General features: G+C 68.1%; 21 protein-coding genes. 12 read left to right on the top strand and 9 right to left on the bottom strand.

Features of this window, described 5'->3' with window-relative positions:
* The first annotated feature begins 80 nt into the window (after window positions 1-80).
* The 12 genes from AC6CKD_RS27190 (at window position 81) to AC6CKD_RS27135 (ending at window position 14,069) form a co-directional block, all read left to right on the top strand.
* A complete protein-coding gene (locus AC6CKD_RS27190; RefSeq protein ID WP_498330727.1) occupies window positions 81-722 on the top strand; it encodes a Crp/Fnr family transcriptional regulator in 642 nt (213 codons plus the stop codon).
* 129 nt (window positions 723-851) lie between these two features.
* Window positions 852-1,751, top strand: coding sequence for a hypothetical protein (locus tag AC6CKD_RS27185; RefSeq protein ID WP_498330725.1), 900 nt, complete (start codon window positions 852-854; stop codon window positions 1,749-1,751).
* Window positions 1,748-3,820, top strand: coding sequence for a hypothetical protein (locus tag AC6CKD_RS27180; protein ID WP_498330724.1), 2,073 nt, complete (start codon window positions 1,748-1,750; stop codon window positions 3,818-3,820). The genes AC6CKD_RS27185 and AC6CKD_RS27180 overlap by 4 nt, the downstream gene beginning before the upstream one ends.
* A complete protein-coding gene (locus tag AC6CKD_RS27175; protein ID WP_498330722.1) occupies window positions 3,817-4,740 on the top strand; it encodes a hypothetical protein in 924 nt (307 codons plus the stop codon). The genes AC6CKD_RS27180 and AC6CKD_RS27175 overlap by 4 nt, the downstream gene beginning before the upstream one ends.
* Complete coding sequence (locus AC6CKD_RS27170; RefSeq protein ID WP_498330792.1) at window positions 4,740-5,279, top strand: Pycsar system effector family protein; 540 nt, start codon at window positions 4,740-4,742, stop codon at window positions 5,277-5,279. The genes AC6CKD_RS27175 and AC6CKD_RS27170 overlap by 1 nt, the downstream gene beginning before the upstream one ends.
* Before the next feature lie 145 nt (window positions 5,280-5,424).
* Window positions 5,425-9,867, top strand: coding sequence for an NACHT domain-containing protein (locus AC6CKD_RS27165; protein WP_498330720.1), 4,443 nt, complete (start codon window positions 5,425-5,427; stop codon window positions 9,865-9,867).
* 128 nt (window positions 9,868-9,995) lie between these two features.
* Window positions 9,996-10,697, top strand: a complete 702-nt coding sequence (locus AC6CKD_RS27160; protein WP_362731402.1) for a Crp/Fnr family transcriptional regulator — start codon at window positions 9,996-9,998, stop codon at window positions 10,695-10,697.
* A gap of 109 nt (window positions 10,698-10,806) precedes the next feature.
* A complete protein-coding gene (locus AC6CKD_RS27155) occupies window positions 10,807-11,598 on the top strand; it encodes a hypothetical protein (RefSeq protein ID WP_498330718.1) in 792 nt (263 codons plus the stop codon).
* Complete coding sequence (locus tag AC6CKD_RS27150; RefSeq protein WP_498330717.1) at window positions 11,595-11,879, top strand: hypothetical protein; 285 nt, start codon at window positions 11,595-11,597, stop codon at window positions 11,877-11,879. Before AC6CKD_RS27155 ends, AC6CKD_RS27150 begins: the two co-directional genes overlap by 4 nt.
* A complete protein-coding gene (locus AC6CKD_RS27145) occupies window positions 11,876-12,631 on the top strand; it encodes a hypothetical protein (protein WP_498330715.1) in 756 nt (251 codons plus the stop codon). The genes AC6CKD_RS27150 and AC6CKD_RS27145 overlap by 4 nt, the downstream gene beginning before the upstream one ends.
* Window positions 12,628-12,936 carry a helix-turn-helix domain-containing protein gene (locus AC6CKD_RS27140; protein WP_498330713.1) on the top strand — a complete coding sequence of 103 codons (309 nt, stop codon included), beginning with the start codon at window positions 12,628-12,630 and terminating at the stop codon, window positions 12,934-12,936. Before AC6CKD_RS27145 ends, AC6CKD_RS27140 begins: the two co-directional genes overlap by 4 nt.
* Window positions 12,933-14,069, top strand: a complete 1,137-nt coding sequence (locus AC6CKD_RS27135) for a hypothetical protein (protein WP_498330712.1) — start codon at window positions 12,933-12,935, stop codon at window positions 14,067-14,069. The genes AC6CKD_RS27140 and AC6CKD_RS27135 overlap by 4 nt, the downstream gene beginning before the upstream one ends.
* Before the next feature lie 279 nt (window positions 14,070-14,348).
* Here AC6CKD_RS27135 and AC6CKD_RS27130 read toward each other — a convergent pair whose 3' ends face one another.
* From AC6CKD_RS27130 to AC6CKD_RS27090, 9 genes are all read right to left on the bottom strand, one after another.
* Window positions 14,349-14,672 carry a hypothetical protein gene (locus AC6CKD_RS27130; RefSeq protein ID WP_498330710.1) on the bottom strand — a complete coding sequence of 108 codons (324 nt, stop codon included), beginning with the start codon at window positions 14,670-14,672 and terminating at the stop codon, window positions 14,349-14,351.
* Window positions 14,673-14,710: 38 nt separating this feature from the next.
* Complete coding sequence (locus AC6CKD_RS27125; protein ID WP_453351873.1) at window positions 14,711-14,929, bottom strand: hypothetical protein; 219 nt, start codon at window positions 14,927-14,929, stop codon at window positions 14,711-14,713.
* Between the two features lie 72 nt (window positions 14,930-15,001).
* Entirely contained in the window at window positions 15,002-15,664 is a 663-nt protein-coding gene (locus AC6CKD_RS27120; RefSeq protein WP_356652635.1) for a Crp/Fnr family transcriptional regulator, read from the bottom strand.
* A 143-nt stretch (window positions 15,665-15,807) separates the two neighbouring features.
* A complete protein-coding gene (locus tag AC6CKD_RS27115) occupies window positions 15,808-16,863 on the bottom strand; it encodes a serine hydrolase domain-containing protein (RefSeq protein ID WP_498330707.1) in 1,056 nt (351 codons plus the stop codon).
* Window positions 16,864-16,950: 87 nt separating this feature from the next.
* Complete coding sequence (locus tag AC6CKD_RS27110) at window positions 16,951-18,048, bottom strand: glycosyltransferase family 4 protein (RefSeq protein ID WP_498330705.1); 1,098 nt, start codon at window positions 18,046-18,048, stop codon at window positions 16,951-16,953.
* Window positions 18,045-18,581 (bottom strand): dCTP deaminase, encoded by a 537-nt coding sequence (locus AC6CKD_RS27105; RefSeq protein WP_498330703.1) that lies wholly within the window; start codon window positions 18,579-18,581, stop codon window positions 18,045-18,047. Before AC6CKD_RS27105 ends, AC6CKD_RS27110 begins: the two co-directional genes overlap by 4 nt.
* On the bottom strand, window positions 18,578-19,114 hold the full coding sequence (gene dcd / locus AC6CKD_RS27100; protein ID WP_498330701.1) for a dCTP deaminase: 537 nt from the start codon (window positions 19,112-19,114) through the stop codon (window positions 18,578-18,580). The genes AC6CKD_RS27105 and dcd overlap by 4 nt, the downstream gene beginning before the upstream one ends.
* Window positions 19,111-20,331, bottom strand: coding sequence for a bifunctional UDP-sugar hydrolase/5'-nucleotidase (locus AC6CKD_RS27095; protein WP_498330699.1), 1,221 nt, complete (start codon window positions 20,329-20,331; stop codon window positions 19,111-19,113). The genes dcd and AC6CKD_RS27095 overlap by 4 nt, the downstream gene beginning before the upstream one ends.
* Complete coding sequence (locus AC6CKD_RS27090) at window positions 20,328-21,647, bottom strand: carboxyvinyltransferase (RefSeq protein WP_498330697.1); 1,320 nt, start codon at window positions 21,645-21,647, stop codon at window positions 20,328-20,330. Before AC6CKD_RS27090 ends, AC6CKD_RS27095 begins: the two co-directional genes overlap by 4 nt.
* Between the last annotated feature and the right edge of the window lie 3 nt (window positions 21,648-21,650).

The following is a 21,650-nucleotide window of genomic DNA, read 5'->3' as shown; positions in this document are numbered from 1 at the left end:
TGCGCCGATACTGCCGGCCACATCGGCGTACAACTCGGGGGCCGATGTGTACCGATGCGGGCGTGATGGGAAGGCGACGCGTGCTGTCCGATGAAGTCTGGCGCGACCTGCGCAGTCAAGGCGTGACCAGGATGTACTCCGAGCGCAGCGTGATGCTGCGGCAGGGATCCCCGGGGACGCACCTCCTCGCCCTCACCTCCGGGTTGGCCAAGGTGGTTTGCCGAGAACCGAATGGCGCCAGGACGTGGCTCGCGTTTCGAGGGCCGGGGGACCTCCTCGGAGAAGTCTCGGTCTTCAACGGGACCTCGCGGACGGCGGACGTCGTTGCCCTGACGCCCTGCGCTGCAGTCGTTCTGGACGCACAGCGCTTCGTCCAGTTCGTCGAGGAGCGTGGACTGGTCATGCATCTGATGCGCCAGGCACTCGCCAGGATGCGCGAGTCCGACATCCACCGAGCCGAACTGCAGACCTTGCCATTGGTCGTGCGGCTGGCGCGCACACTGCTGAGGTTGGCCGTGCTCACCGATCAGATGGCGGAGAGCAACGCCGTCCGGCTGACGGGGCTGAACCAGGAAGAGGTCGCGCAGGCGATCGGCGTCACACGCAATGCGGTCATCAGTGGGTTGGGGCAGCTGCGGGCCGTCGGGCTGGTCGAAACGGCGCGGCGGGTGATCGTCATCAGGGACGTGGAGGCCCTGCAGCGCTGGGCGGCGGCCGACTGAGGTCGGCGGTCTGTGACCCGGGACACATCCTGTGCGCCCAGCGCTGTGCACTCGGCGGAGTGGCGCGGATGGAACCTCGAAGCAGCCCGACCACGGCTGCTTACCGGACCATCCGTGAGGAGATCCCGCATGTCTGTACCCGTGCCTGTTCCGTACGCCGAAAGCCGACCGCTTCCGCCCTACCGCGCCCTGTTCGCCGTTGACGCGAAGGACTTCACCGGCCTGCCGGCCGCTCAACACGGCCCGGTCAGCCAGCTCATTCCCCAGCTGGTGGACCAGGCCCTGGAGCGGGCCGGCCTGCACCAGTTGCGCGATGCCCAGCGTTTTCCCGCCAATACGGGGGACGGCGTCGTCTTCGGGTTCGATCCGGTGCACCTGCCCTTCGTGCTCTGGCCCTTCCTGGGCGTTCTGGACGACGTGCTCGGTTCGTACAACCGGCAGGCCGTCGGTCCGCGGATCAGGCTCCGGGCCAGCATCCACGTCGGCCCACTGCCCGACGCGGGCGAGCCCGGGGACGGCAACGGCACGGCCCGCAACGACATGCACCGACTCCTGGATTCGCGTCCGGTCAAGGCGATCCTCGCCGCGGCGAGCGAGGAGGTGACCCACCTCGCCGCAATTGTCTCGGAACGGGTCTACGAGGACGTCGTGTTGGGTGCCTACACGGGGCTCCACCCCGACCGGTGTGTCGAAGTCTCGGCCAGCGTCGAGGGTAAGAACTTCTCGCAGCGGGCCTGGCTGTACGTTCCTTCGCCTTCCGGGAATCTCGTGCGGGCGGGCATCCAGCCGCGTGAGGAACCCGTAGGTGCGGTGCAGACGGCGCCCGCCGCAGCACCGGACAAGGGGCCCGGCACGGAATTCAGCGGCAACTCCCAGCACGTCGGGGAAGGCGCCGCGGTGATGGGCAACGTCGGCCGTGACTTCACCTATACCGCGCCCGCGACCACGTACCGCGGAACCAACCAACACTGGGGCAGCGGAGACAACGTTGCGGGTGACAAGCGGACCGGCGACGGGGACCGCCGGTGAACGCCGGACCCGGCCCGGCCGCCGAGCCGGACGTCCAGCCGAACACCGACCAGCCTGCTCCGTCGGTTGGCCCGGCGGCCGGTCAGCACAGTTCACTCCGTGAGGGCAACCAACGGGTGGACAGCGGGGTCGCGTTGATGGGTAACGTCGGCGGCGACTTCACGTATTTGAACATCAGTGCGTGGACCGACGAAGCCACCGAGCGAATCCTCAAGCCGCGCCTGCGCGAGGGACCGTATCCGGCGGAAGAGGTGCGCGGCCGTTTGTACGGATTCGTTGAACCGCCGTCGTACGCACGCTGCCGGAAGGCGCTGGACAGCCGGATCGTGCTGCTCAGGGCGAGGGCCGGAACGGGCGCCCGTACGGCGGCGTTCGCCCTTCTCGCCGAAAGGCACGGCGAGGGTGGTGTCACGGGCCTGGACGCGATGGCGGATCTGTCGGCGTGGCGACCGAAGGCCGGCCGCGGGTACCTCCTACAGGGTTTGCCGGCGGCATCCGCCCGGTCTCTCGACGGCGTGCGGCTGGCGGGCCTGGCCGAGGCCTTACAGGGTGCCGGGGCGCACCTGATAGTCACCATGGCGCAGGATGCCCGGTTGCCGTCAGACACGAGCCGGTGGGAAGAGGCGCATGCCGCGCCCGGACCGCACGAGGTCGCGGAGAGGCGACTACGGCTCGTGGCCGCTGAAGGGAGGCTCGACAGCTCACAACTGGATTCCGCACTGGGGCACCTGGCCTCCCCCGAATTCACCGAGTACCTCTCGACGCATCCGCTGCCGGGCGACGCAGTCGACCTATCGGACGGGTTGCGGCAGTGTGCGGAGACGTCGGCACCGACAGGGTCCGTGATCGAGGACCTCCTGACCGGTACCGAGGCCGCCGCCCGGTCCGCGCTCGCCAAGGCCCGGCACAGTGCCGACGCGGTCTCCTTGATGGCGGCCGTCGCTCTGCTCCGGGGACAGGACCGCACGGTGATCGAGCAGTTCGCCACAGCAATGCGGCCCTTGCTCGGTGCGCGTGCTGCCAAGACAGGACAGAACGAGACACCGGAGGAACAGCCGTCGGATGTCCTCGGCCCCTCGTTCGAGGACCGGCTCGAAGTCATCGGCGCGCGCCCGCTGGCACCTCGTAGTTCTTCCGCCGACCGGTACCGCTATCCGGTGCAGCCGATCGTCTTCTCCGGCAGGCACCGCTCTGCGACACTCCTGCGGCACCTGTGGCTGGACTTCGAGGGCATGCCAGACGCGCTGTGGGGAGCGCTGGAGCAGTTGCGCTATCAGCCGGGCTTGGATGTGGCCGCCGGAGAGGCGATCGGCCGGGTGCTCGCACATGCCACCGGCCCCGGTGCGCTGACTCAGCTGCACCGCTTCGCCTCTTCGGGCGACCGCTGGCGCCGACGTCTGGTGGCAGTCGCGCTGGGAGAGATCGTCCAGCACCCCCTGGTGTCCGGTGCGGTCAAGGAGCAGATGCGCCGGTGGAGCCGGTCATCTGCCGTTCTCCGCTGCACGGTCGCCGAGACCTGTGCGGGTAGCTACGGTCTTGCCCGGCCGGCCGCGGCCCTCAAACTTCTGGACACCGTCCTCGACGGTTCCTCTCCGGACTTGGACACGAAACTACGTTCCGCCGTCTCCTTCGCGCTGGGCGCCCTCCTCACCGAAGAGGCGAACCACATCGAGGTCCTGGAGACGGTGACGAGGTGGCTGGAAGCGGGCCGGGGAACGCCCCGTCACACACTGGCGGTGCATGTGATCCACTCCATGTCCCTCTCGACGTTCCCCCAGCCGGGCGCACCGGGTGCGGTCCGGATGAGCCTGGCCCGGACGCTGGAGCGCCACCCCGCGCAAGGCTTCGCCCTCGTCGTGCTGGGTCTTGACGACCCGGCCACGTACGAAGCGGTGGCCCAAGGGCTTGGGCGGGTCGAAGCCGACCCCGACATGTTCCAGAGGACGGCCTTCGACCTCGTTGTAAGCGAGCTCTCCCGTACCGCTCGCCATCGTCGGGGAGTCATCCGCTTCCTACTAGGGCGCCACCGAGATCACACGAACACATCGCGAAGGAGGAGTGCGTCATGAGCAGGCCACTGTTTACGTCGGTCAGTTCTTCACCGGTTCGGCAGCTGCTGCGGCAACGGTTCGGATCGTCTTCGGATCGCGCGCTCGTCTTCCTCTCGGATCAGGAAGCGGACCGCCTCGAGCCGCCCCGGGGCGGAGACATCTGGGGATACCCCCGACCGTCGATCGGGGCGGCCTTCCGACGGGAGTTCGACTCGATCGGGTGGGTCTCGCTGGCAGAACGCCGGACCGTGGTGGAGGTGCCACGCCGGGGTCCTGCGACATCGATGCCTTCGCGAGCACGCTACGAAGTCGCCTGGAACGTCAGCAATCCGGTGGTCGCGGCACGCAGCGGCCTGACGGAGGATGCCGCGCGCCGGCTGATCGACCAGGCCGTCCGTGGAAGTGCCGGACTGCCGGGTGCTTCTGATCCCCTTCGACAGCCGCCGACCCTGTACGGGACCGCTCAGGTCGAGCCCCCCGGTCAGCCGCGGAACATCGACGGGGCGGGCCTGACCTACTGGTTCCTGGATCCTCCAGCCGGCCTCCTACCGGCTGCAAGTCATCCTGCCGAGCTCCTCCTTCCGCCGGGCTTCGGCGAGGCCCACCGCGAGGCGTACCGCTTCTACCGCGAGGTGGTTGCCGGTGGGCCGGTCGGTCTGGCGGCACTCTGGCTGCTTCACCATCCCGACCAGGCCAGGGAGGTGCTCGACTGGACGGTCGCACACGGTGACCTGCTCACCGAGCGGGACGGATGGGAGCGGACGCTGGCGGCAACGCTTCAGGGACTGACGAAAGAGGACCGGGGCTTCGTCGGGGTGAACCTGGCGCGCCTCCTCAGCGAAGTCGGCGTACCCCAGGGCGATGAGGTCTTGCGCAGGATAGGTGACGCGGGTGTACCGCACAGCGGCATGAACGGCTTCCACGGAGGGGCGCCGTGATGTGGGCTCTACCGTCTCGCCTCGCCCATTTGAGAACCCGGCCCGAACGCCATGCCTCGGACGCGGACCACGTGGTGGTTCTGTCGCGAGAACTCATCGCGCAGAACTATTTGGAGATCGGCCGGGCTGACGGCAAGGCAGCCATTCTTCTGGCTACTGGGGGAACACTCTTCGGGCTCCTTCTCGTACGGCGTCCCCTCGATGTCTTGTGGGCCGTCCCTTTGTGGTGGACGGCAGCGGCCACCACGACCGGGGCGGTGGTCTTCCTGCTCCTGGCTCTCGCCCCGCGCCGTGGGGCACGAGCCAGCGAGAGGCACGGCCTCCTCGCATACTACGAAGACGTGGTGCGTGCAGAGACGCGCGCCGACTTGTCGGCTGGGCTTAGGCGGGACGGCTCGGATCCCCAGCCCCGGCTACTCCGTGCGCTGAGGGAGACCAGCAGGATCGCCCGAGCCAAGAACCGCTGCGTGCGGTACGCCATTGTCATGTTGCTACCGGCGATCACCGCGGCCTTCCTGGCCGTTGCGCTCGGTCGCTGACCAGGATCGAGCGAGAGGTTCGGGGCTGGCCCGAGAGGGGGAGGTCGAGTGCGCCCAATGCCCCCTGCAATGCGCGGTATCTGCGGTACCGTCCGGCGCAGGCGCGCGTCTGGCGCAGCCTTCTGGGGTGTGGAGGGGAGTAACGGTGGCACCGCGGCCGGGGGGCGAGACGGACAAGTTCGGCAACCGCTACGAGGGTGTCTGGACCGTCAGACATGCCCTGTACGTGCTGCTGGGCAGAGGCACATCGATCACTCTGGAACCGGGTTCCCCCTCGGGCGACGGAATCGAGTTCGCGTACCGGTATGACGGGGGGACGCAGGTCCACCAGGTCAAGCGCCAGAACCGGAACGCCAACAGTTGGAATGTTGCTTCCCTCCGAGGCAAACAGGTCTGGAACAGTCTGCGATCCCACGCCGACGCGGGCCGCGCATTTCACTTCGTTTCTCTGCTTCCTGCCCGTGAGCTCGACGAGCTGGCCGACCGCGCCCGACGCTCCGACGGCTTTCCGTCCTTCGAAGTCGAGTGGCTGACGGATGGGCTCAGAGGGCCCTTTCAGGCATTGGCCGCGCCCGATGTCTATGGCTCGGCCGAAACGGCCTGGCGCATGCTGAGAAGCCTCTGGGTGGAATGGCACAACGAGCGGGACATCGTGAACATCAATGCGGTCCTGGCCGAACAGGTCCTTGCTGGGGCTCCAGGGCGCCTTGCCGCCGTCGGACTCGGCGACCTCTTGCTGAACAATCTGGGGACCACTCTCGATGCCCCGGGCATCATCGCCCGACTGGGGGAGTACGGGCTGAGGCAGGTCAGAGGGACGGGCGGGGACAAGGCGGGGGACGAGGCCGCCGAGGCGACGCGTCGGTGGGCAGCGAGCGTCGAACGTGAGCTGCTCCGCCCGGAGATCCCCCGCGAAGCGGCTGATCAGCTCGTGGAGATCCTTGCGAGTGACGTACGGCAGACCGTAGTTCTCACGGGTGCCGCAGGCAGCGGAAAGAGTGCAGTGCTGCACCAGGCTTTCACTGCCCTGACCAAGCTGGGTACCCCCGTGCTCGGGTTCCGTCTCGACCGCCTGGCTCCCTTTACTACGACCCATGAGCTGGGCCGAGGCATCGGTCTGGTCACATCACCGGTCAATGCGCTCGGAGCCGCGGCGAACGGGCGCCCGTGTGTGCTGATCGTGGACCAGCTCGACGCGGTCAGCCTGGCCTCGGGGCGCATTCCGGACACGTTCGACGTGGTGGCCGACCTGATCGGTGAGGCGATGGCGCACCCTGCCATGCGCGTCGTCCTCGTGTGCCGGACATTCGATGCCCACGCCGATCACAGGATCCGTCAACTCACGGCATCGGACCGTTCCACATGCATTTCAGTCGATCGGCTCTCCGATGCACAGGTCGATGCCGCGATCGCGAGCATGGGCCTCGGTGCTTCTCCTTTGACGCCTTCGCAGCGCGGCTTGCTGCGGTCTCCGCTGCATCTGGTCCTTCTGGCTCAGATCGCCGGCCAGGAGGAAGCCCTTTCCTTCCGCACTACCCGGCAGCTGTTCGACGCCTTCTGGAACAGCAAACGGAAGGAGTGCATGCGTCGTCAGCCGTCCGTGCGGTTCCACGAGGCGGTGTCGGCCGTAATGACGGCCATGAGCACGAGGCAGCGGCTCTTCGTACCGGACAGTGTGCTTGATGCGGACGACCTTGCTGTGAGCGGGGACGTGTTGGTGTCGGAGCACGTGTGTGTGCGAGACGGCAGACAACTGGCTTTCTTCCATGAGAGCTTCTTCGATTACGCCTTTGCCCGCGACTGGCTCCGGCGCGATGAGAGCCTGGTCGCATTTCTCGTCGATGGGGAGCAGGAGCTCTTCCGCCGGGGACAGGTGAGGCAGGTTCTCGACCATCTGCGGGACCTGGACCCGGAGCGGTTCGGCGAGGAGGTGGAGGCGTTGCTGACCAGTCCGGAGATCCGTTATCACCTCAAAGACCTGACTTTGGCAGTACTTCACGGTTTGGAGGACCCCACCGCCAGTGAGTGGGGGGCTGTCTCACGTGTCCTGGACTCTCGCCCTCCTTTCCATTTGCAGCTTGTGAACGCGGTCAGCAAGGCAGCATGGTTCCGCCGCGCGGATGATGAGTCCGTGTTCGATGACTGGCTGATCAGTGCCGATGCAAGGGAGCGCGACTGGGCCGTGCGGATGATGGCCGCGGGCGCTGAGGCTTCTCCCGACCGAGTGGCCCGCCTGCTGGAGCCGCACACGTCGCATCATCAGTTCCCGGACTGGCTGGCGTGGGTCGTGCGCTTCGGCCGCTTCGCTGACAGCAGGAGGCTTTTCGATCTCTTACTGGTCGGCGTACGAACCGGGCTTCTCTCCGGACACGAGCACCTCATCTGGATCTCAGCGAGTGATCTGGTCGAAGAGCAACCTGCTTGGGCAGTAGAGCTGATCGGTGCTCTGGTGTCGGATCGTCCGGACGCCCTCCAACTCGATCACGACGGCAGAGTCACCGTCCTACGCAACCGGGACCACTCGGCGATCCGTGTGGTCAAGGCTGCCGCTCTGGGGGCTCCCGAGGATTTCTGCGTCCGATTCCTTCCGTTGCTCCTGGACGTCATGGCTGCAACGGCCATTCCGCCGCGCGCGTGTTGTCCGGTCTACGACAAACACTTCGGCTTCCGTAACCCAGATGACGACCCCAGCGAGTTGGGCGACGCCCTGTTCCAGAGCACGGAATCGGCTCTGCGAATCCTGGGGGACCAAGACCCTGCTCGCGTTCGGGAGCTTGTAGCGGGGCTCACGGTCCTGCCATTCGATGCGGCACAGTGGCTCCTTTATCATGCCCTGATCGGGGCAGGCCCCGGCCTGGCTGAGTGGGCTGCGGAGATCCTGCTACAGGGCAGACATCGATTCCTGTCCGGCCATCTGTCCAATGTTGCATGGGGCGCCCGAGAAGTCCTGCGCGCCATTGGCGACGCCTTGTCCGACGCCACTCTCGCGCAGCTGGAGCGTGCGCTCCTCCATCTGCGTCTTCCTCCAGACGACGAGCTCGCGCCCTGGCATGAGTTCACTCTGCTGACGGCGCTTCCCGAGGGCCGGCTTTCCGATCGGGCGGCCCGTAGGCTCGGAGAACTCCGAAGGCTCCACCATGACAAGCGGGAGCCTGAGGCACCGCGTGGGGCGACGGCAGGGTTCATCGGGCCGCCGATCCCGTCGGAGGCGGCCCAGCGCATGACCGACGACCAGTGGCTGGGCGCAATGAGGAAGCACAGTCAGGACCGCACGGACTGGACGACCTTCACGGGCGGGGCCCGGGAACTGTCACACGTGCTGCAGAGCATGACGGCGGCGGACCCCGGCCGTTTCGCGCGCCTCGCTTTGCGGATGGATGCCGGGCTGCACCCTGCGTACGGAGCGGCGTCACTGCTTGGTCTCGGTGACGCGGAGCCCCATGCCGATACGGACACCGTCTTCGCGGCGATCCGTCATCTCGCACGCCAAGGTCGGCCGGCACACGACCGTTGGCTCGGATGGGCCGTACGGAAGTACCTGGCCGGTCTGCCGCTCGATCTCTTCGAGGCACTGCTGGATCGCGCGCTCGGTGCCGAGGACGCCGGTGACACGGTCGGCGAGGACGAAGACGATGCGGAGCGGGACCTGCTGACCGCTGGGATCAATACCGTGCGCGGCAGCGCTGCCGAAAGCCTGGGCGACCTGTTGGTCCACGATGCGGACGGCTCCCGGGCAGCCTTGGTGGTACCTCGTCTGAGCAGGCTGGCCGCAGACCCCTCGCTCGCCGTCCGAGCATGCGTGGCTCACGTGCTGCACGCGGCAATGAGGTACGACCGCACTGCGGTGGCCGAGGCCTTCACCGAGCTCATCCGAGCCCCGGATCAGCTTTTGGCTTCACCACACGTGTTCCGTCTCTTCGTGGCGTTGTGTCATGGGGACCCAGTGGCGGCCAGGCCGGTGATGGAAAGGATGCTGGACTCCTCGGTGGCAGTGGTGCGTCGGATCGGTGGAAAGGTCGCCGCGCTGGCAGCCATGGAGTGGGAGACGCCGGATCTGCTGGCCAGGGTGCTGGCCGGAAACGACGGCGCGCAGCGACAGGGTGCCGCGGACGTGTGCGCTCAGCGCCTCGTGAGCACCGGGGACGCGGCCCTGGCGCATCACGCACTCGTCCGGTTCTTCCACGATCCGGACGAGGACGTGCGGGGAGCCGCCGCGGCTGTGGCAATCGCATTGCGGGGCCGGCGGCTGGGGCCCGTCCGCCGGACGGTGACCGCGCTCATTGATTCTGGAGCTTTCGAGCCAGCCCTGCCCCAGTTGCTGATCACACTTGAGCAGGCCCCTGACAGGGTCGATGAGCTGGTACTGGCATGTGTGCGGCGATTCCTCGACGTGTTCGGTGCGGCATCGGCCGACATGAGGACCGGTGCCGCGGCTGACGCGCACCACGTCGGGGAGCTACTGGTGCGCGCCCACACCCAGGCGGGCTCAGCTGCGCGGCGGTCCGAGATCCTGGACCTGCTGGACCAGCTGCTGCTCCGGGGATCCTATGGCGTGGCCCAAGCGATCGGCAGCGCCGATCGGGGCTGAGCTCCTTCACGAGGAGAACGGTGCGTGCTCCGGCCGTGCGCCGCCGTGCGCCCCGGAGTGCGTTCGGTGTACCTCTGGCCCGAGCGGAAATGCGGACCACCGCGCCGACGGCGTGCTCTGCTGTGCACATGATGCACGGCTCGAACATGTATGGTCGCGCGCCGTTTCTCGACACCTTGACGGATGGGGCGCGCACGGCCTTCGCGCTGCTTGGGACCCGGAGCACCTTCGCCGTGGGGGACGTGCTGATCAGTGAGGGCGACCGCGCGCAGGAGTTGATGCTGCTCCACCAGGGGGTGGTCAAGGTGACCGGCCGTCTGGACGGTGACGGGGCAGCCCTCATGGACATCAGGGTCGAAGGGGAGGTGGTGGGTGAGGTAGCAGCCATGGATTTCGGGCCGAGATCGGCGACGGTCACCGCCTGTGGTGACGTGGTCGCCACCGTGGTCCCCAGGTGCGAACTGCTGCCTTTCCTCCGGGCCAACCCCGAAGCGGAATTGGCCCTCAAGAGGGTGATCGGCAGCCGATTGCGCCGCTCCGACCGCTGGCGCCTGGATTTCGGTAGGCACCCGGTCCTGGTCCGGCTGGCCCGGGTACTGGTCGAACTGGCCTTGGCGCAGGGGAAGCCGGGCCGAAATTCGGTGCGGATCGAGGTGAACTTGTCCCAGTCCGAATTCGCCGCGCTCGCCGGTGCCAAAACGGACACCGTGCAGAAGACGCTTCGCCAGCTTCGTGAGGACGGGCTCATCACCACCGGCGAACGGCGGACTCAGGTGCGGGACCTGGCCCGACTGCAGGAAGTAGCGCTGCTCAGCATGCCAGTCACGTAGCGCCACAGCCACAAACCCGTATTAATGCGGGTTTGTGGACTGCTCCACCTCCTTCCTCGCACAGTTGGCTGCACCGCACCCAACAAGCATTGGAAGGTGGCGAGTTGTCATGAACGAACCCTCCTCCCCTCCGCTCCCGGACGTCATCCCGCACCGTCGGCTGTGCCTGGCGGCGGACGTGGAAAAGTACAGCCGTCTCGACACCCGGGCCCAGTCGGCCACTCAGGCCGACCTGGTCCGGTTGCTGGACGAGGCGGCGACGTTGACCGGACTGGACCGCGCGGCTTGGGCCCGCCAACCGCAAGGCGACATGGAGTTCGCCGTACTCCCCGCGGACACCCCGGAAGCCACCGCGCTGGGGCCCTTCGTGCACCACCTGTCGGCCTGCCTGAGCACGCTCAACGCCCGTCCGGAGACCCCGCGGATCAGGCTGCGGCTGGCCATCGACGCTGGTGTCGCCACGGACGCCACTCTTGGTCACGCCGGACCTGCGCCGGTCGCCGTGGCACGCTACGTGAACGCCCCCCAGTTGAAGGCCGTGCTGGCCGCCCTCACCTCGGCCGACCTCGCCGTCATTGTGTCGGATCGGCTGTACCAGGACGTTGTACGGTTCGGGCACCCCGGCCTCGACCCGGCGCAGTACGTCCGTGCCCATGTGCAGGTCAAGGAGTTCGGAGGCTACGGCTGGATCCGTGTGCCGGGGCACGGCCCCGACGGCATCAGGCCGGTCGTGGAAGAAGTGACCGAGCCGCTGCCGTTGCCGCAAGCGCCCGTCCAGAGTCGGGCGAACCTCTCCCAGCACGTTCACCAAGGTGTTGCCGTCGGCGGGGACGTGAGCGGCGGTGTGAACGTCGGCGTGCCCATGATGCCCCCGTCAGCCAGCCGCTGGCGCGTGTGGTGACCGATTCGGGCAAGGCCGCGCTCCACGTTGCTGGGGACAGCACCCAGTGGGCGGACTACGGGGTGAACGTCGGCCACGACGTGCATGGCGTCATCAATGTCTACCTGCCGTCCACCGCCGCGCGAACGCCCTGGTGCCGGACCCAAGGAGCGAGCCCGATCTCGGGGAAGCGCCACGCCGCTGCGCGGTCGGCGCTGACTGCCCTGGGGAGTGCCTGCGAGCTGGCTGCCGCGGCGCTGTCGTATGCCGGCCTGGTGGGGTCGGAGAAGGAGAAGCCATGATCAGGACTGACCCGGCCGGAGCGTTCTCCCTGATCGAGGGAGCCCTCCGCAAGGAACCCGTGGGTGCACCGTGGCTCCTGGTGGTGAGTGTCGGCCACAGCTCGGTACGGCTGTCCCCGGAGGAATGCAGGAATGCTCTGTACGGACCGCGACGCGACGAGGGACTGCGGGCGACGATTTGGCGACAGGCTGTCGCGGAGGCCAGGCAAGAACCAGCGGGTGGGGCCGACACGGGACGCTTACTTGTCGTCTGGCTGGCGATTCCCGGCCTGTACCGCAACCTGCGTCGGATCCTGCGCCAGCTGCGGGTCGAGCGCGCCGATCTCGAGGCGGAGGCCGTATTGGCCGTACTCGGTGCCCTCGACACCGCGCATCCAGACAGCCCGGACCTGGGCGGTCACATGATCAAGGAGGCGGTGAACCGGATGTGGTCCTATGCCGACCGCGTCAGGAGGGAGGTTCCCGTTGTCGACGTAGCGCGCTTCGCCGAGGCCCGCTGCGTCACGGCACTGCGAGGGGAGCCACAACAGCCGACTGATGAGTGGGAACTGCACCTCACGCCCCCGCCACGCCGTGACGGGCTGGCCGCGACACTCCGTTTCACGGATTCGCGCACCCGACGAGAAGGGGAGCGGATCGGGGCACTGGCACACTGCGCAGGCTTGCCCGACCTGGTATTCCGGGCCCGTCGCCACGAGGACTCGGAACTCATCGGCACCTTGGCGCTGAGCCCTCTAGGGGCTCGGCGGTGAGCGCCCGGTCCGGCCCGCCCCTGGGCTTCGCGGAGGCCTTCGACCTTCCCCTGAGTGTCGACCTCCGGACCGCTGCCCGAGCCTTCGGAGTCTGTCCCGGCACGGCGTACAAACTGATCCGCCGCGGGATCTTCCCTTGCCCGGTTCTGCGCGTCGGCGGGCAGTACCGCATCCCGACCGCGTACCTGTTGCGCGCCCTCGGTATCGAGGAACGGCCGGTGTATGCCGTCGATCTGGAAGCCGGCGCCGCGTACGCGGCCCGGCTCGACGAAACCCACCCTCGCGAGAAGGAGGACCTCGTATGAACGCGTTGCAGGCACTTCGGTCGGAACCCGACCGACCTCGGATGTGTTTCGTCGTCGGCCCCATCGGCGACCAGTACGCCGCGCACGGCAGCCCCGAGCGGGAGGCCTACGAGTACCACCTGGGGATCTTCGAACAGGTGATTGCGCCTGCCTGCGAGAAGTACGAGATCGCCGCTGTGCGCGCGGACGGCATCGCGCACGCCGGTGACATCAACGAGCAGATCTGCCGGCATGTCATCGAGTCCGACCTCGTCATCGCGGACGTCAGCGGTGGCAACCCCAACGTGATGTACGAGCTGGGGCTGCGCCACATCACCGGCAAACCGACGATTCACATCGGGGAGGCTGGGCAGTTGCCCTTCGACATTGCCTCGATCAGGACGATCCGGTACCAACGGGCGCGCAGTCATCTGGCCGGTGCGCGGCGCGAGATCGAGAGCGCACTGGAGGTCGGGATCAGGGACGGCTTCGAGCTCCTCACTCCTGCACGGGTGGTGCGGGCGCTCCAGACCGTCGACGGGCAGTCGCCCCCTGAACAGAGCGGAAACGCAGGGGACACGACCGAAGAGGACCCGCCCGGCCTGCTCGACGACTTCGCCGCGATCGAAGACGGGCTGGATGAGATGACCGCTCACTTGGAGGCGATCACAGAGGTGATCGAGACGATTGGAACCCTGACCGAACAGGGCAACATCGAGATCCTCGACCTCACCCAGGCCAACGCCCCGGCGAGCGCACGGCTCGCGGCTGTGGCCCGGTATGCGGGGTCGCTCAGTGCGCCGGCCGGGGAAATCAACGCCGTCTCCGCGGCCTTCGCGGAGCAGATGACAACTCTGGACAGCGGTGTGAGGGCTGCGTTGAGCCTCATCGAGACGACGCCGCTCGACGAGCGTGGAGAGGGAACGGACGAGTTCCTGGAACAGCTCATTGCGTTGGACGAGTCGGCTCAGGAGGGACTGGCACAGATCGGCTTCCTGGGCACATCTGCTGGCGGCCTGATCCGTGTGAGCCGACACCTTCGCAAGCCGGTGAAGGACATCTCCACCGCGGTGAAGCAGATGACGTCTGCCATCACGTGCATGGGAGAGTGGGCGGGCAAAGCCCGAGATCTGGTGCAGGCCACCCCTGAGTGAACCTGCCTGGCAGGGACCCGGGCCTCTTGGGCCCGGGTCTCGTTGCGCTCTGGCTTCCCGAGCAGTGGTCGACGATGTGGCGCTGCCGAGACGGCCTGCCGCCTCGCAGTCGCGCTTCTTGAAGATGACGTACAGGCTGACGCAGACGACTGCCGTCAGCAGGATCGCGAGGGGCGCGCGGCACACGACGCGTTGCTCGGCGTGGTCCCCAAGTGCTTCCCGGAGAGCCTTCACCTTGGTGTGAGTGAACGGGGGCTTAGCACGTGCTGGGACCCCGACCTAGATGCCGTATTGATCCTGGTATTTGGCAAGGATCGCGTGCGCTTGTCCGTTCATTCGATCTCCGGCGCGGGATCGGGCGATTTCGCTGATCTCGGCGGGTGTGCGCCCAAGCCAACGCATTGTGTTGAGGGCGATACTGATGATGTCGGCGACCTCACGTGCGGCGGCTTCCCGATCGCCGCACGCGAGGTGACCTTCAAGCTCGTCGAACTGGATATCCGTGGCACGGCGAAAGTGTGACAGCGGCTTGCGTGCGAGCTCGTCACCCGCTTCCTCCCAGGCGTCCCACATTTTTTGGAACGGGCCGAGTTCGTTCTCCACCGGCGCACTCTCCTAGTTGCCGTTACGGGTTGGGTCCTTTACGGGGTGTGGGTGGGAGATCCGGGCGCCGCCGTCGCTGCGGTCGGGGAGGTTGTCTGGTCGACCATGACTCCCACTCCGATGAAGAACAGTCCGGCGAAGACGAGCGCGATCATCCGGCGGCGCGACAGGCGCGGGACCTCCACTTCGTTGATCTTTAGGCCACCACCCACGATCGCGATGGCGACACAGAGCGCACCCACGATGTGCAGAGTCACAGAGTCCTCCCCGTCAAACACCGATGCTTCTCTGTGTAATTTTCCATGTTCCTGGATGGATGTCTACGTGCTTCACAGTGTCAATCTCCGTAGACCGTCCAGGCTGTGGAGCGTGAGCCGGCGCCGCCCCGTGCTGACTAGGCCTTCTTCGCGCAGCTGTCGCAGAGCGATTGCCACGGCATCGCGCGATGCTCCGATCCGGTTGGCTAGGTCGTGCTGGCTGATCGGCACCGACAGGATGCAGTCGTTGCCCTCCGGCTCACCGAACTCGGCGGCAAGTTCGAGCAGCCATCGCGCGAGGCGGCTTTTGACGCCCAGTCGGGCCAGAATGGCCTGCTGGTCTGACTGGCGCCGCCGCCAGACAGCCGCCTTGTACATCACTGGCCAGAGGTGTTCTTCCTCGATGAAGGACAGCAGCGTGTTGGCGGCGATATCTATTCCGGTCACATCGGTGATGGTGGTGACTGTGGCGGATCGATCTTCCCCCATGAGGACACCTTCGTCGCCCATGACTTCACCCGGCCCGCGGATGGCGAGGATCACCTCTGTGCCGTCGGTCGCGCGCTGGGTCACCTTGACGTGCCCCTGCTCGATGACAAGGACGGAGCGGGAGGGCTGCCCCTCCCTGAAGATGGTCTGCTCCGCGGGGAACTGCACCCTACTGCCATGAGCCCGCAAGGCGTTGCGCTGCTCTTCCTGTAGCACCTCAATGATGGAATGTGCTTCGTTCGCCATGACGGTAACCGTACTATTCGGCAGTCCTGAGTGGAATCCTCCATGGAGATGCCATCGTGTTCGTGCGCTCTCTCCTCTCTTCGGCTCGTGTTGGGCGCCGAGGAAGGGCCAGGCGTTGGTAGCTGGCGAGCGCTGCCTGTGTCCTAATCGTTGGGTGTGTTGGGCTGATCTGACGCGAAGGCGCACGCCCGGAAGGCGTTGCGGATGCTTGTGAGTGGCTCGCGGTCACGGTTGTAGCGGAGTTTGTTCGTGAGGAGGACGGCCCAGCGGTCCTGGGCTGGGCTGATCCACATACCCGTGCCGGTGAAGCCGTAGTGGACCCAGAGGTCCTCGGTCGGGGTGCAGGGGGCGGGGTGCCAGAAGAGGCCGCGGGCGGGGGTTAGGTCGCCAGTTTCGATGCGGAGGGATCCCTTGATCCAGGCTGGGCCGAAGGCTGTGTGGGTGGGGATGAGCATGTGGCGGAGGAAGCGGGTGAGGTCGTCGAGGACCGAGAAGGTTCCGGCGATGCCGCAGGCGCCGTCGAGGAGGCGGGCGGAGAAGTCGTGGGCGGTGCCCTTGAGATGGGTGCCGGTGGTCTCGTCGTACTCGGTGGGGGCGCAGCGGGCCGCTTCGGCATCGGGGAGGGGGCCGAAGCGGGTCTGCGTCATGCCCAGGGGGTGCCAGACGCGGTCGGTGGCGAACTGGTCCAGGGGCTGGCCCGAGAGGTGTTCGGCGAGGTAGCCCAGGACGAGGGCGGCTCGGTCGGTGTACTCGACGGCTTCGCCGGGCGGGCGGTAGAGGGCCTCGTGGAGGACGCCGTCGCGGATGTCCTGGGGGTCGGTGCCGTAGAGGTTCTTCAGGTTGGCGCGCAGCGGCAGGCCGGCGGTGTGGGTGAGCAGGTGGTGGGCCGTGGCCTGGGCGAGGGGATGGCCTGCGACCTCGTCCCAGAAGGTGCCGAGGGGTGTGTGGAGCTGGAGTTTCCCCTCTTCGATCAGGGTGCCGATCGTGGACCAGACGGCGAGGATCTTGGTGAGGCTGGCCACGTCGAAGACGGTGTCCAGCCGCATCGGCTCGTCCGGGTGGTCGGGGTCCAGGAGGCCGACGGCTCCGCTGGCCTCGATGCCGTCGGCGTTCCCGACCGCCCACACCGCGCCGGGGTAGACCTCGTCGCGTACGCCGGTTTGGAGGAGGTCTTCGATCCGGTCGGTGGTGTGGGTCATGGTCTCCCGATCGTCGTGGGCCGCGGGTGGTCCGCTGGCCAGGTTAGTGACGCGGGCCGCGCGGTGCCGACTGCGCCACGGGTGGTGTCAGGCGAGCCGCCGACCGAGGTCGGTGATGGCCGTGGCGGTGGCGCTGAGGGGGAAGCGGGCGGCGTTAGTGCGGCCGGATGCCCGGAGCATCTCCAGGAGGCCGGGGGTGGTGCGCAGGCGGTGGAGGTCGTGGGCGGCGGTGGTTGGGTTGGTGAAGTCGGTGGCCAGGCCGGTGCCGGAGAGGGCTTCGCTGAGTCCGGGAACGGGTTGGTAGAGGACGGGGAGTCCGCAGGCCTGGGCTTCGAGGGCGACGAGGCCCATGGCCTCCAGGGTGGTGGAGGGCATGGCGAGCACGTCGTGGTCGGCGAAGGCCTTCCACAGTTGGGGGCGGCGGAACCAGCCGAGGTAGCGGACGTGGACGCCGAGCTGGCGGATGACCGGGGCGAGGTCGAGGAACTGGGCGCGCGGGGCCGCGATGCTCAGCTCGACCGAGCGGGTGGCCGCGACGGCTTGGAGGAGGGGTTCGAGGCCCTTCTCGGAGCTGAGGCGGCCTGCGAAGAGGATCCGCAGGTGGCTGGTGGGACGTCGGGCGGCCCGGGCCGGTGGGCTGGTCAGGAGGCGGTCGGGGATGCCCCAGGGGATCTTCTTGATCTTGCGCCTGTCCGTCTTGGGGGCGAGCTTGAGTAGGCGGTCGGCCATGGCGCCGGTGGGGACGACGATCGCGTCGGCAGCGGAGGCGGTCTCGCGGAGAACCCGTAGCTGCGTGGTGTGGTTCTCGGCGTGCAGGAGGTCGGTGCCGTGGACGAACGCGATCCGAGGGTGGGCGGGTAGGGCCCGCAGGAGGGCGGGGGTGGCGCCGAAGGCCAGGTGGTGCAGGTGCAGCATGCTGATCTGGCGCGGGTCGATGGCGGCCGTCATGGCGTGGCGCAGGTTGGTGACGTACCGGCTGAAGGCGTGGCCGTCGAGGCACTTGCCGGAGGCGTGCAGCAGGTCGATGCCGACCGGGGTGCGGGGTCGGGGGCCGTCGGGGGCAAGCATGAAGGCGTGGGCGGGGATGGCGGGCTGGGTGCCGGCGTAGAGGTCGAGGAAGAGTTCGACGCTTCCGCCGGGGCTGGGGAACGGCAGGTCGAGAGCGGTGGCGACAATGCGATTCACCGGCGGCCTCCGGGATTCTCCTCGTAGAGGCGGGACGTCTCGATGCCCTCGCTGGTGCGGTACTTGAGGCCGTGCTGCTGGTAGCTGGCCGGGGAGCCGTGCGTGCGGAGGAAGACGAGCTTGCCGAAGGTCATGCCGGGCCGGACGCGTACGGGGCGGGTGGCTCGGATCTCCAGGGTCCAGCGGATCGCGTGGCCCTGGTGTCCGAGCGGCGCGGAGACGTGGACCCAGATGCCGAGGGAGCCGGTGGTCCGGTCCCCGTTGAGGAGCTGGGCGTACGTCTCGGAGCCGGTCCGCTCCAGGGTGTGTCCGAGGTAGAGGTGGCTCGGCTCCAGGACGTAGCCGTTGTCAGGGAGGGTGAGTTCGGAGAAGGCGGTGGGACTGGCGGCGTCGAGGTCGCCCTCGCAGACGCGGAGCGTGCTGCCCAGGCGCCAGTCGTACGCGTTGGGGGACAGGCGCTCCGGGTCGTACGGGTCGATGGTGATGCGGCCCGCCTCGCGGGCGGCGGCGATGGCCGGGCCGGTGAGGATCACGAGGTAGCCGTCGTGGCGTCGAGGTCACGCCAGTACGTGGACGGCTGGGGCCCGGAGGCCGCCTGGTACTTGCCCTCGTATAGGTCGATGGCGCCCTCGGAGATGAAGAACATGATCTGCCCGATCTTCATCCCGGCGTAGACGCGCACAGGGCGGGTCGGGGTGAGCATCAGCGTCCACTGGCCGTGGAAGCCGATGTCACCGATGGGTGCGGTGATCTCGACGAAGAGCCCCAGTCGGCCGACGGAGGAACGGCCGAAGAGCAGGGGGACGAAGAGGTCGGATCCCACTTCCTCCAAGGTGTGGCCGAGGTACAGCTCGCCGGGCTGCAGGACGTGGCCGTCGTCGCCGATCTCTGTGCGGCGGGTGGGGTTCGGGCGGTGGGTGTCGAGCACCTGGTCGGTGTAGGTGAGCAGGGTCCCGCCCAGGCGGACGTTGTAGCTGTTCGGGTTGACCTGGGTCGGCGTGAAGGGGGAGATGCGCAGCCGTCCGTCCTTCGAGGCGGAGGTGATCTCGGGCCCGGTGAGGATCACTGGTCGTCTCCGTTGGTCAGAATGCTCCGGATCGCCGAGCCGAGGCTGAGGCCCGAGGGCTGGGCTCGGCTGCTGAGACAGGTGTCGGCGAGGTAGTCGGTGGTCAGCACGCTCGCCAGGCCGGCGGGAAGCGGATCGGGGGAGGTGATCAGGGGTCCCGCCAGCTCGGTGAGGTGAGTCAGCAGTGCAGAGGGGTCGCTACGGAAGGCCGGCGCGACCTGGGCCTCGACCAGGCTGTTGTCGAACGGCTCGATGGCCAGCAGATCTCCGGCGGTGAGGACTTCGCCGAGCAGCGTCGTGCGCACGGCGGTCTCGTTGAGGACGACGGCCTCGCTACCCAGTCCGCTGCGCAGCCGGTCGGCCAGTTCTCGGAGCAGGGCGTGGCGGTCGAGCGGCTTGTTCCGATAGGGCGCGACGAGACGTCCCAGCGGCTCGGCCAGCTGTGCGTCGATGGAGGCGATCTGTTCACGGACGGAGGCCAGCTCGGTTGGCAGGACGGATCCCGAGGTGTCAGGGAAACGGGCGGTCCGTCCTACCCAGCCTTCGAGGGAGCGTTCGGCGACTGCGTAGCCGACGGCGAGTTCCTGCCCCTTGAGCACGAGGGTGCTGCCGACCCGTTCGGGTCCGGTGTGTTCGCTGTGGCAGTGGCCGGCGAAGACCACGTCGAGGAAGGGGCACGCCTCGGCGAGCTGGAGGTCCTGCTCGAAGCCGGAGTGGCTGAGGAGGACCCAGGAGTCGACCTCGTGGTGGTGCGCGAGCATCAGCTCGCGCAGGGCGTGGACTGGATCGGTGACGCGGTGGCCGGACCGCTGCCCGACCGGGATCGACTTGAATGCCTGCTGGCCGATCACGGCCGTGACGGCCGTCCTTCGGCCCGCGATGTCCACGATGCGCAGACGCCGGAAGAGCGCGTTGCCGGTGGAGTCCTCGACGACGTTCGCGCATACGGTCCGCTGGTGGAGGGCGGGCTCGAAGTAGTGCGGCCAGCCGTGGTTCCCGGGAGCGACGACGTCGTACAGGGCGAGCAGGATGTCCCGTTCGAGCCCGCCACCGCCGAGGCGATAGAACCCGGTGCCCTCGAAGAAGTCGCCGCAGTCCACCAGCAGGCTGTCCGTGCGTGCCTGGTGGAGGTGCCCGAGCAGCGGGCCGTCGGCGCCGAGGGCGGAGTGGACGTCGGTGGTGGCCATGATCTGCCGTAGGGAACGGGCCGTGGTCATGGCGCGACCTCGCAGATGTCGGCGCCGAGGTGGAGGAGCTTGCCGGGCAGGTCGGCGTGGCCACGGCGGAGCTGGTCGACTCCGCCGAGGGTGGTGATTCCGCGCGCGGTCAGCGCTGCGACCATGAGCGCGGAGCCGGTGCGGATGTCGGTGGCCTCGACCCCGGCTCCGGTGAGGCGTTGGGGGCCGGTCAGCCGGCATTCGGTGGGGGAGATCTCCTCGATGTTCGCGCCGAGTCGGGCCAGCTGGGGCAGCAGGTTCCCGTGGCGGCCGGGGTTGATGGAGTCGGCGAACAGGTGTGTGCCGGGCTGGCCGAGAGCCAGTGCCATCAGCGGAGGTTCGAAGTCGGCGTCCAAGCCGCCGGTGGCGAGTGTGGCGATGGCGCGAAGGGGACGGCCCGTCGCCCGGGCGGCGCTCCCGTCGACCACGAGGACGTCCTCACGTACCGCGGTGGGGATGCCCAGCCGCTGCAGGGCTGCCTGCAACGGCACGACATCCCGACCTTGGACGCCCTCGATGCGCGCGGTCCCACCGGTGGCGGCGACGGCGCAGGCCAGGGTGCCTGCCTCGATCTTGTCGCCCGGAACGCGCCAAGCCGGCATCTCGGCCGGTGATGCCGCTGCCGGGCTCAGGTCCAGGACCTGTTCGCCGACTCGGGTCTCCCATCCCGCCGAGCGCAGGGCGTCCAGCACGGTGAGGACTTCAGGCGACAGGTTCGGCCGACCGAGGCGCAGCGCGCGGCCGGCGACGACCGCCCGCAGGACGGCGGCGATCGTCGCACCGCGCGACCGGAACGGGAGCGCGTGGGAGACGGTCCCGCTAGCGGGTCGACCGGTCTCGACGTCATAGCCCTCGTCATGGACGGTTATGCGGTCACCGAAGGCCTCGTACACCTTGAAGTGCAGGTCTATGCCGCGCTCCCCGATCCGGCATCCCCCGGGCCAGGGCAGCCGGGCGTTCCCCTGTAGGGCAAGGAGTGCGGGCACCAGGTAGTACGACGCGCGGATCCGTGCGGCCGGGGCCAGGTCGAGTTCCGTGGGTACGGCGTCAGGGGGCATGATCACCACGCTGTCGGGTCGTCCAACGGCCCGGGCGATGTGCCAGCCCGCCCCTTGGATCAAGGTGAGCATCCAGTGGACGTCGGCGCTGGCGGGGACGTTCTCCAGCTGGACGGTCCGGCGCACGGCTGCTGCGGCGGCCAGCAGCGGCAGGGCGGCGTTCTTGGAGCCGTCGACGGTGACCGAACCGGAGAGGGGCCTCCCCGGACGTACGGCGATGACCTCCGCGCTCGGCGCAAGAGCTCGATGGGGTGCCATGCG

The organism is Streptomyces sp. GQ60, from assembly GCF_059758875.1.
Note: the sequence above shows the minus strand (reverse complement) of the source record. Positions and strands in the feature narration are given on the sequence as shown.

Excerpts from the sequence above, each read along its gene's own strand:
- AC6CKD_RS27155 (WP_498330718.1), top strand. The coding sequence starts at position 10,807 with ATGAACGAACCCTCCTCCCCTCCGCTCCCGGACGTCATCCCGCACCGT.
- AC6CKD_RS27095 (WP_498330699.1), bottom strand. The coding sequence starts at position 20,331 with ATGACCACGGCCCGTTCCCTACGGCAGATCATGGCCACCACCGACGTC.
- AC6CKD_RS27090 (WP_498330697.1), bottom strand. The coding sequence starts at position 21,647 with ATGGCACCCCATCGAGCTCTTGCGCCGAGCGCGGAGGTCATCGCCGTA.
- AC6CKD_RS27115 (WP_498330707.1), bottom strand. The coding sequence starts at position 16,863 with ATGACCCACACCACCGACCGGATCGAAGACCTCCTCCAAACCGGCGTA.
- AC6CKD_RS27170 (WP_498330792.1), top strand. The coding sequence starts at position 4,740 with ATGTGGGCTCTACCGTCTCGCCTCGCCCATTTGAGAACCCGGCCCGAA.
- AC6CKD_RS27145 (WP_498330715.1), top strand. The coding sequence starts at position 11,876 with ATGATCAGGACTGACCCGGCCGGAGCGTTCTCCCTGATCGAGGGAGCC.
- AC6CKD_RS27120 (WP_356652635.1), bottom strand. The coding sequence starts at position 15,664 with ATGGCGAACGAAGCACATTCCATCATTGAGGTGCTACAGGAAGAGCAG.
- AC6CKD_RS27160 (WP_362731402.1), top strand. The coding sequence starts at position 9,996 with ATGATGCACGGCTCGAACATGTATGGTCGCGCGCCGTTTCTCGACACC.
- AC6CKD_RS27135 (WP_498330712.1), top strand. The coding sequence starts at position 12,933 with ATGAACGCGTTGCAGGCACTTCGGTCGGAACCCGACCGACCTCGGATG.
- AC6CKD_RS27185 (WP_498330725.1), top strand. The coding sequence starts at position 852 with ATGTCTGTACCCGTGCCTGTTCCGTACGCCGAAAGCCGACCGCTTCCG.
- AC6CKD_RS27175 (WP_498330722.1), top strand. The coding sequence starts at position 3,817 with ATGAGCAGGCCACTGTTTACGTCGGTCAGTTCTTCACCGGTTCGGCAG.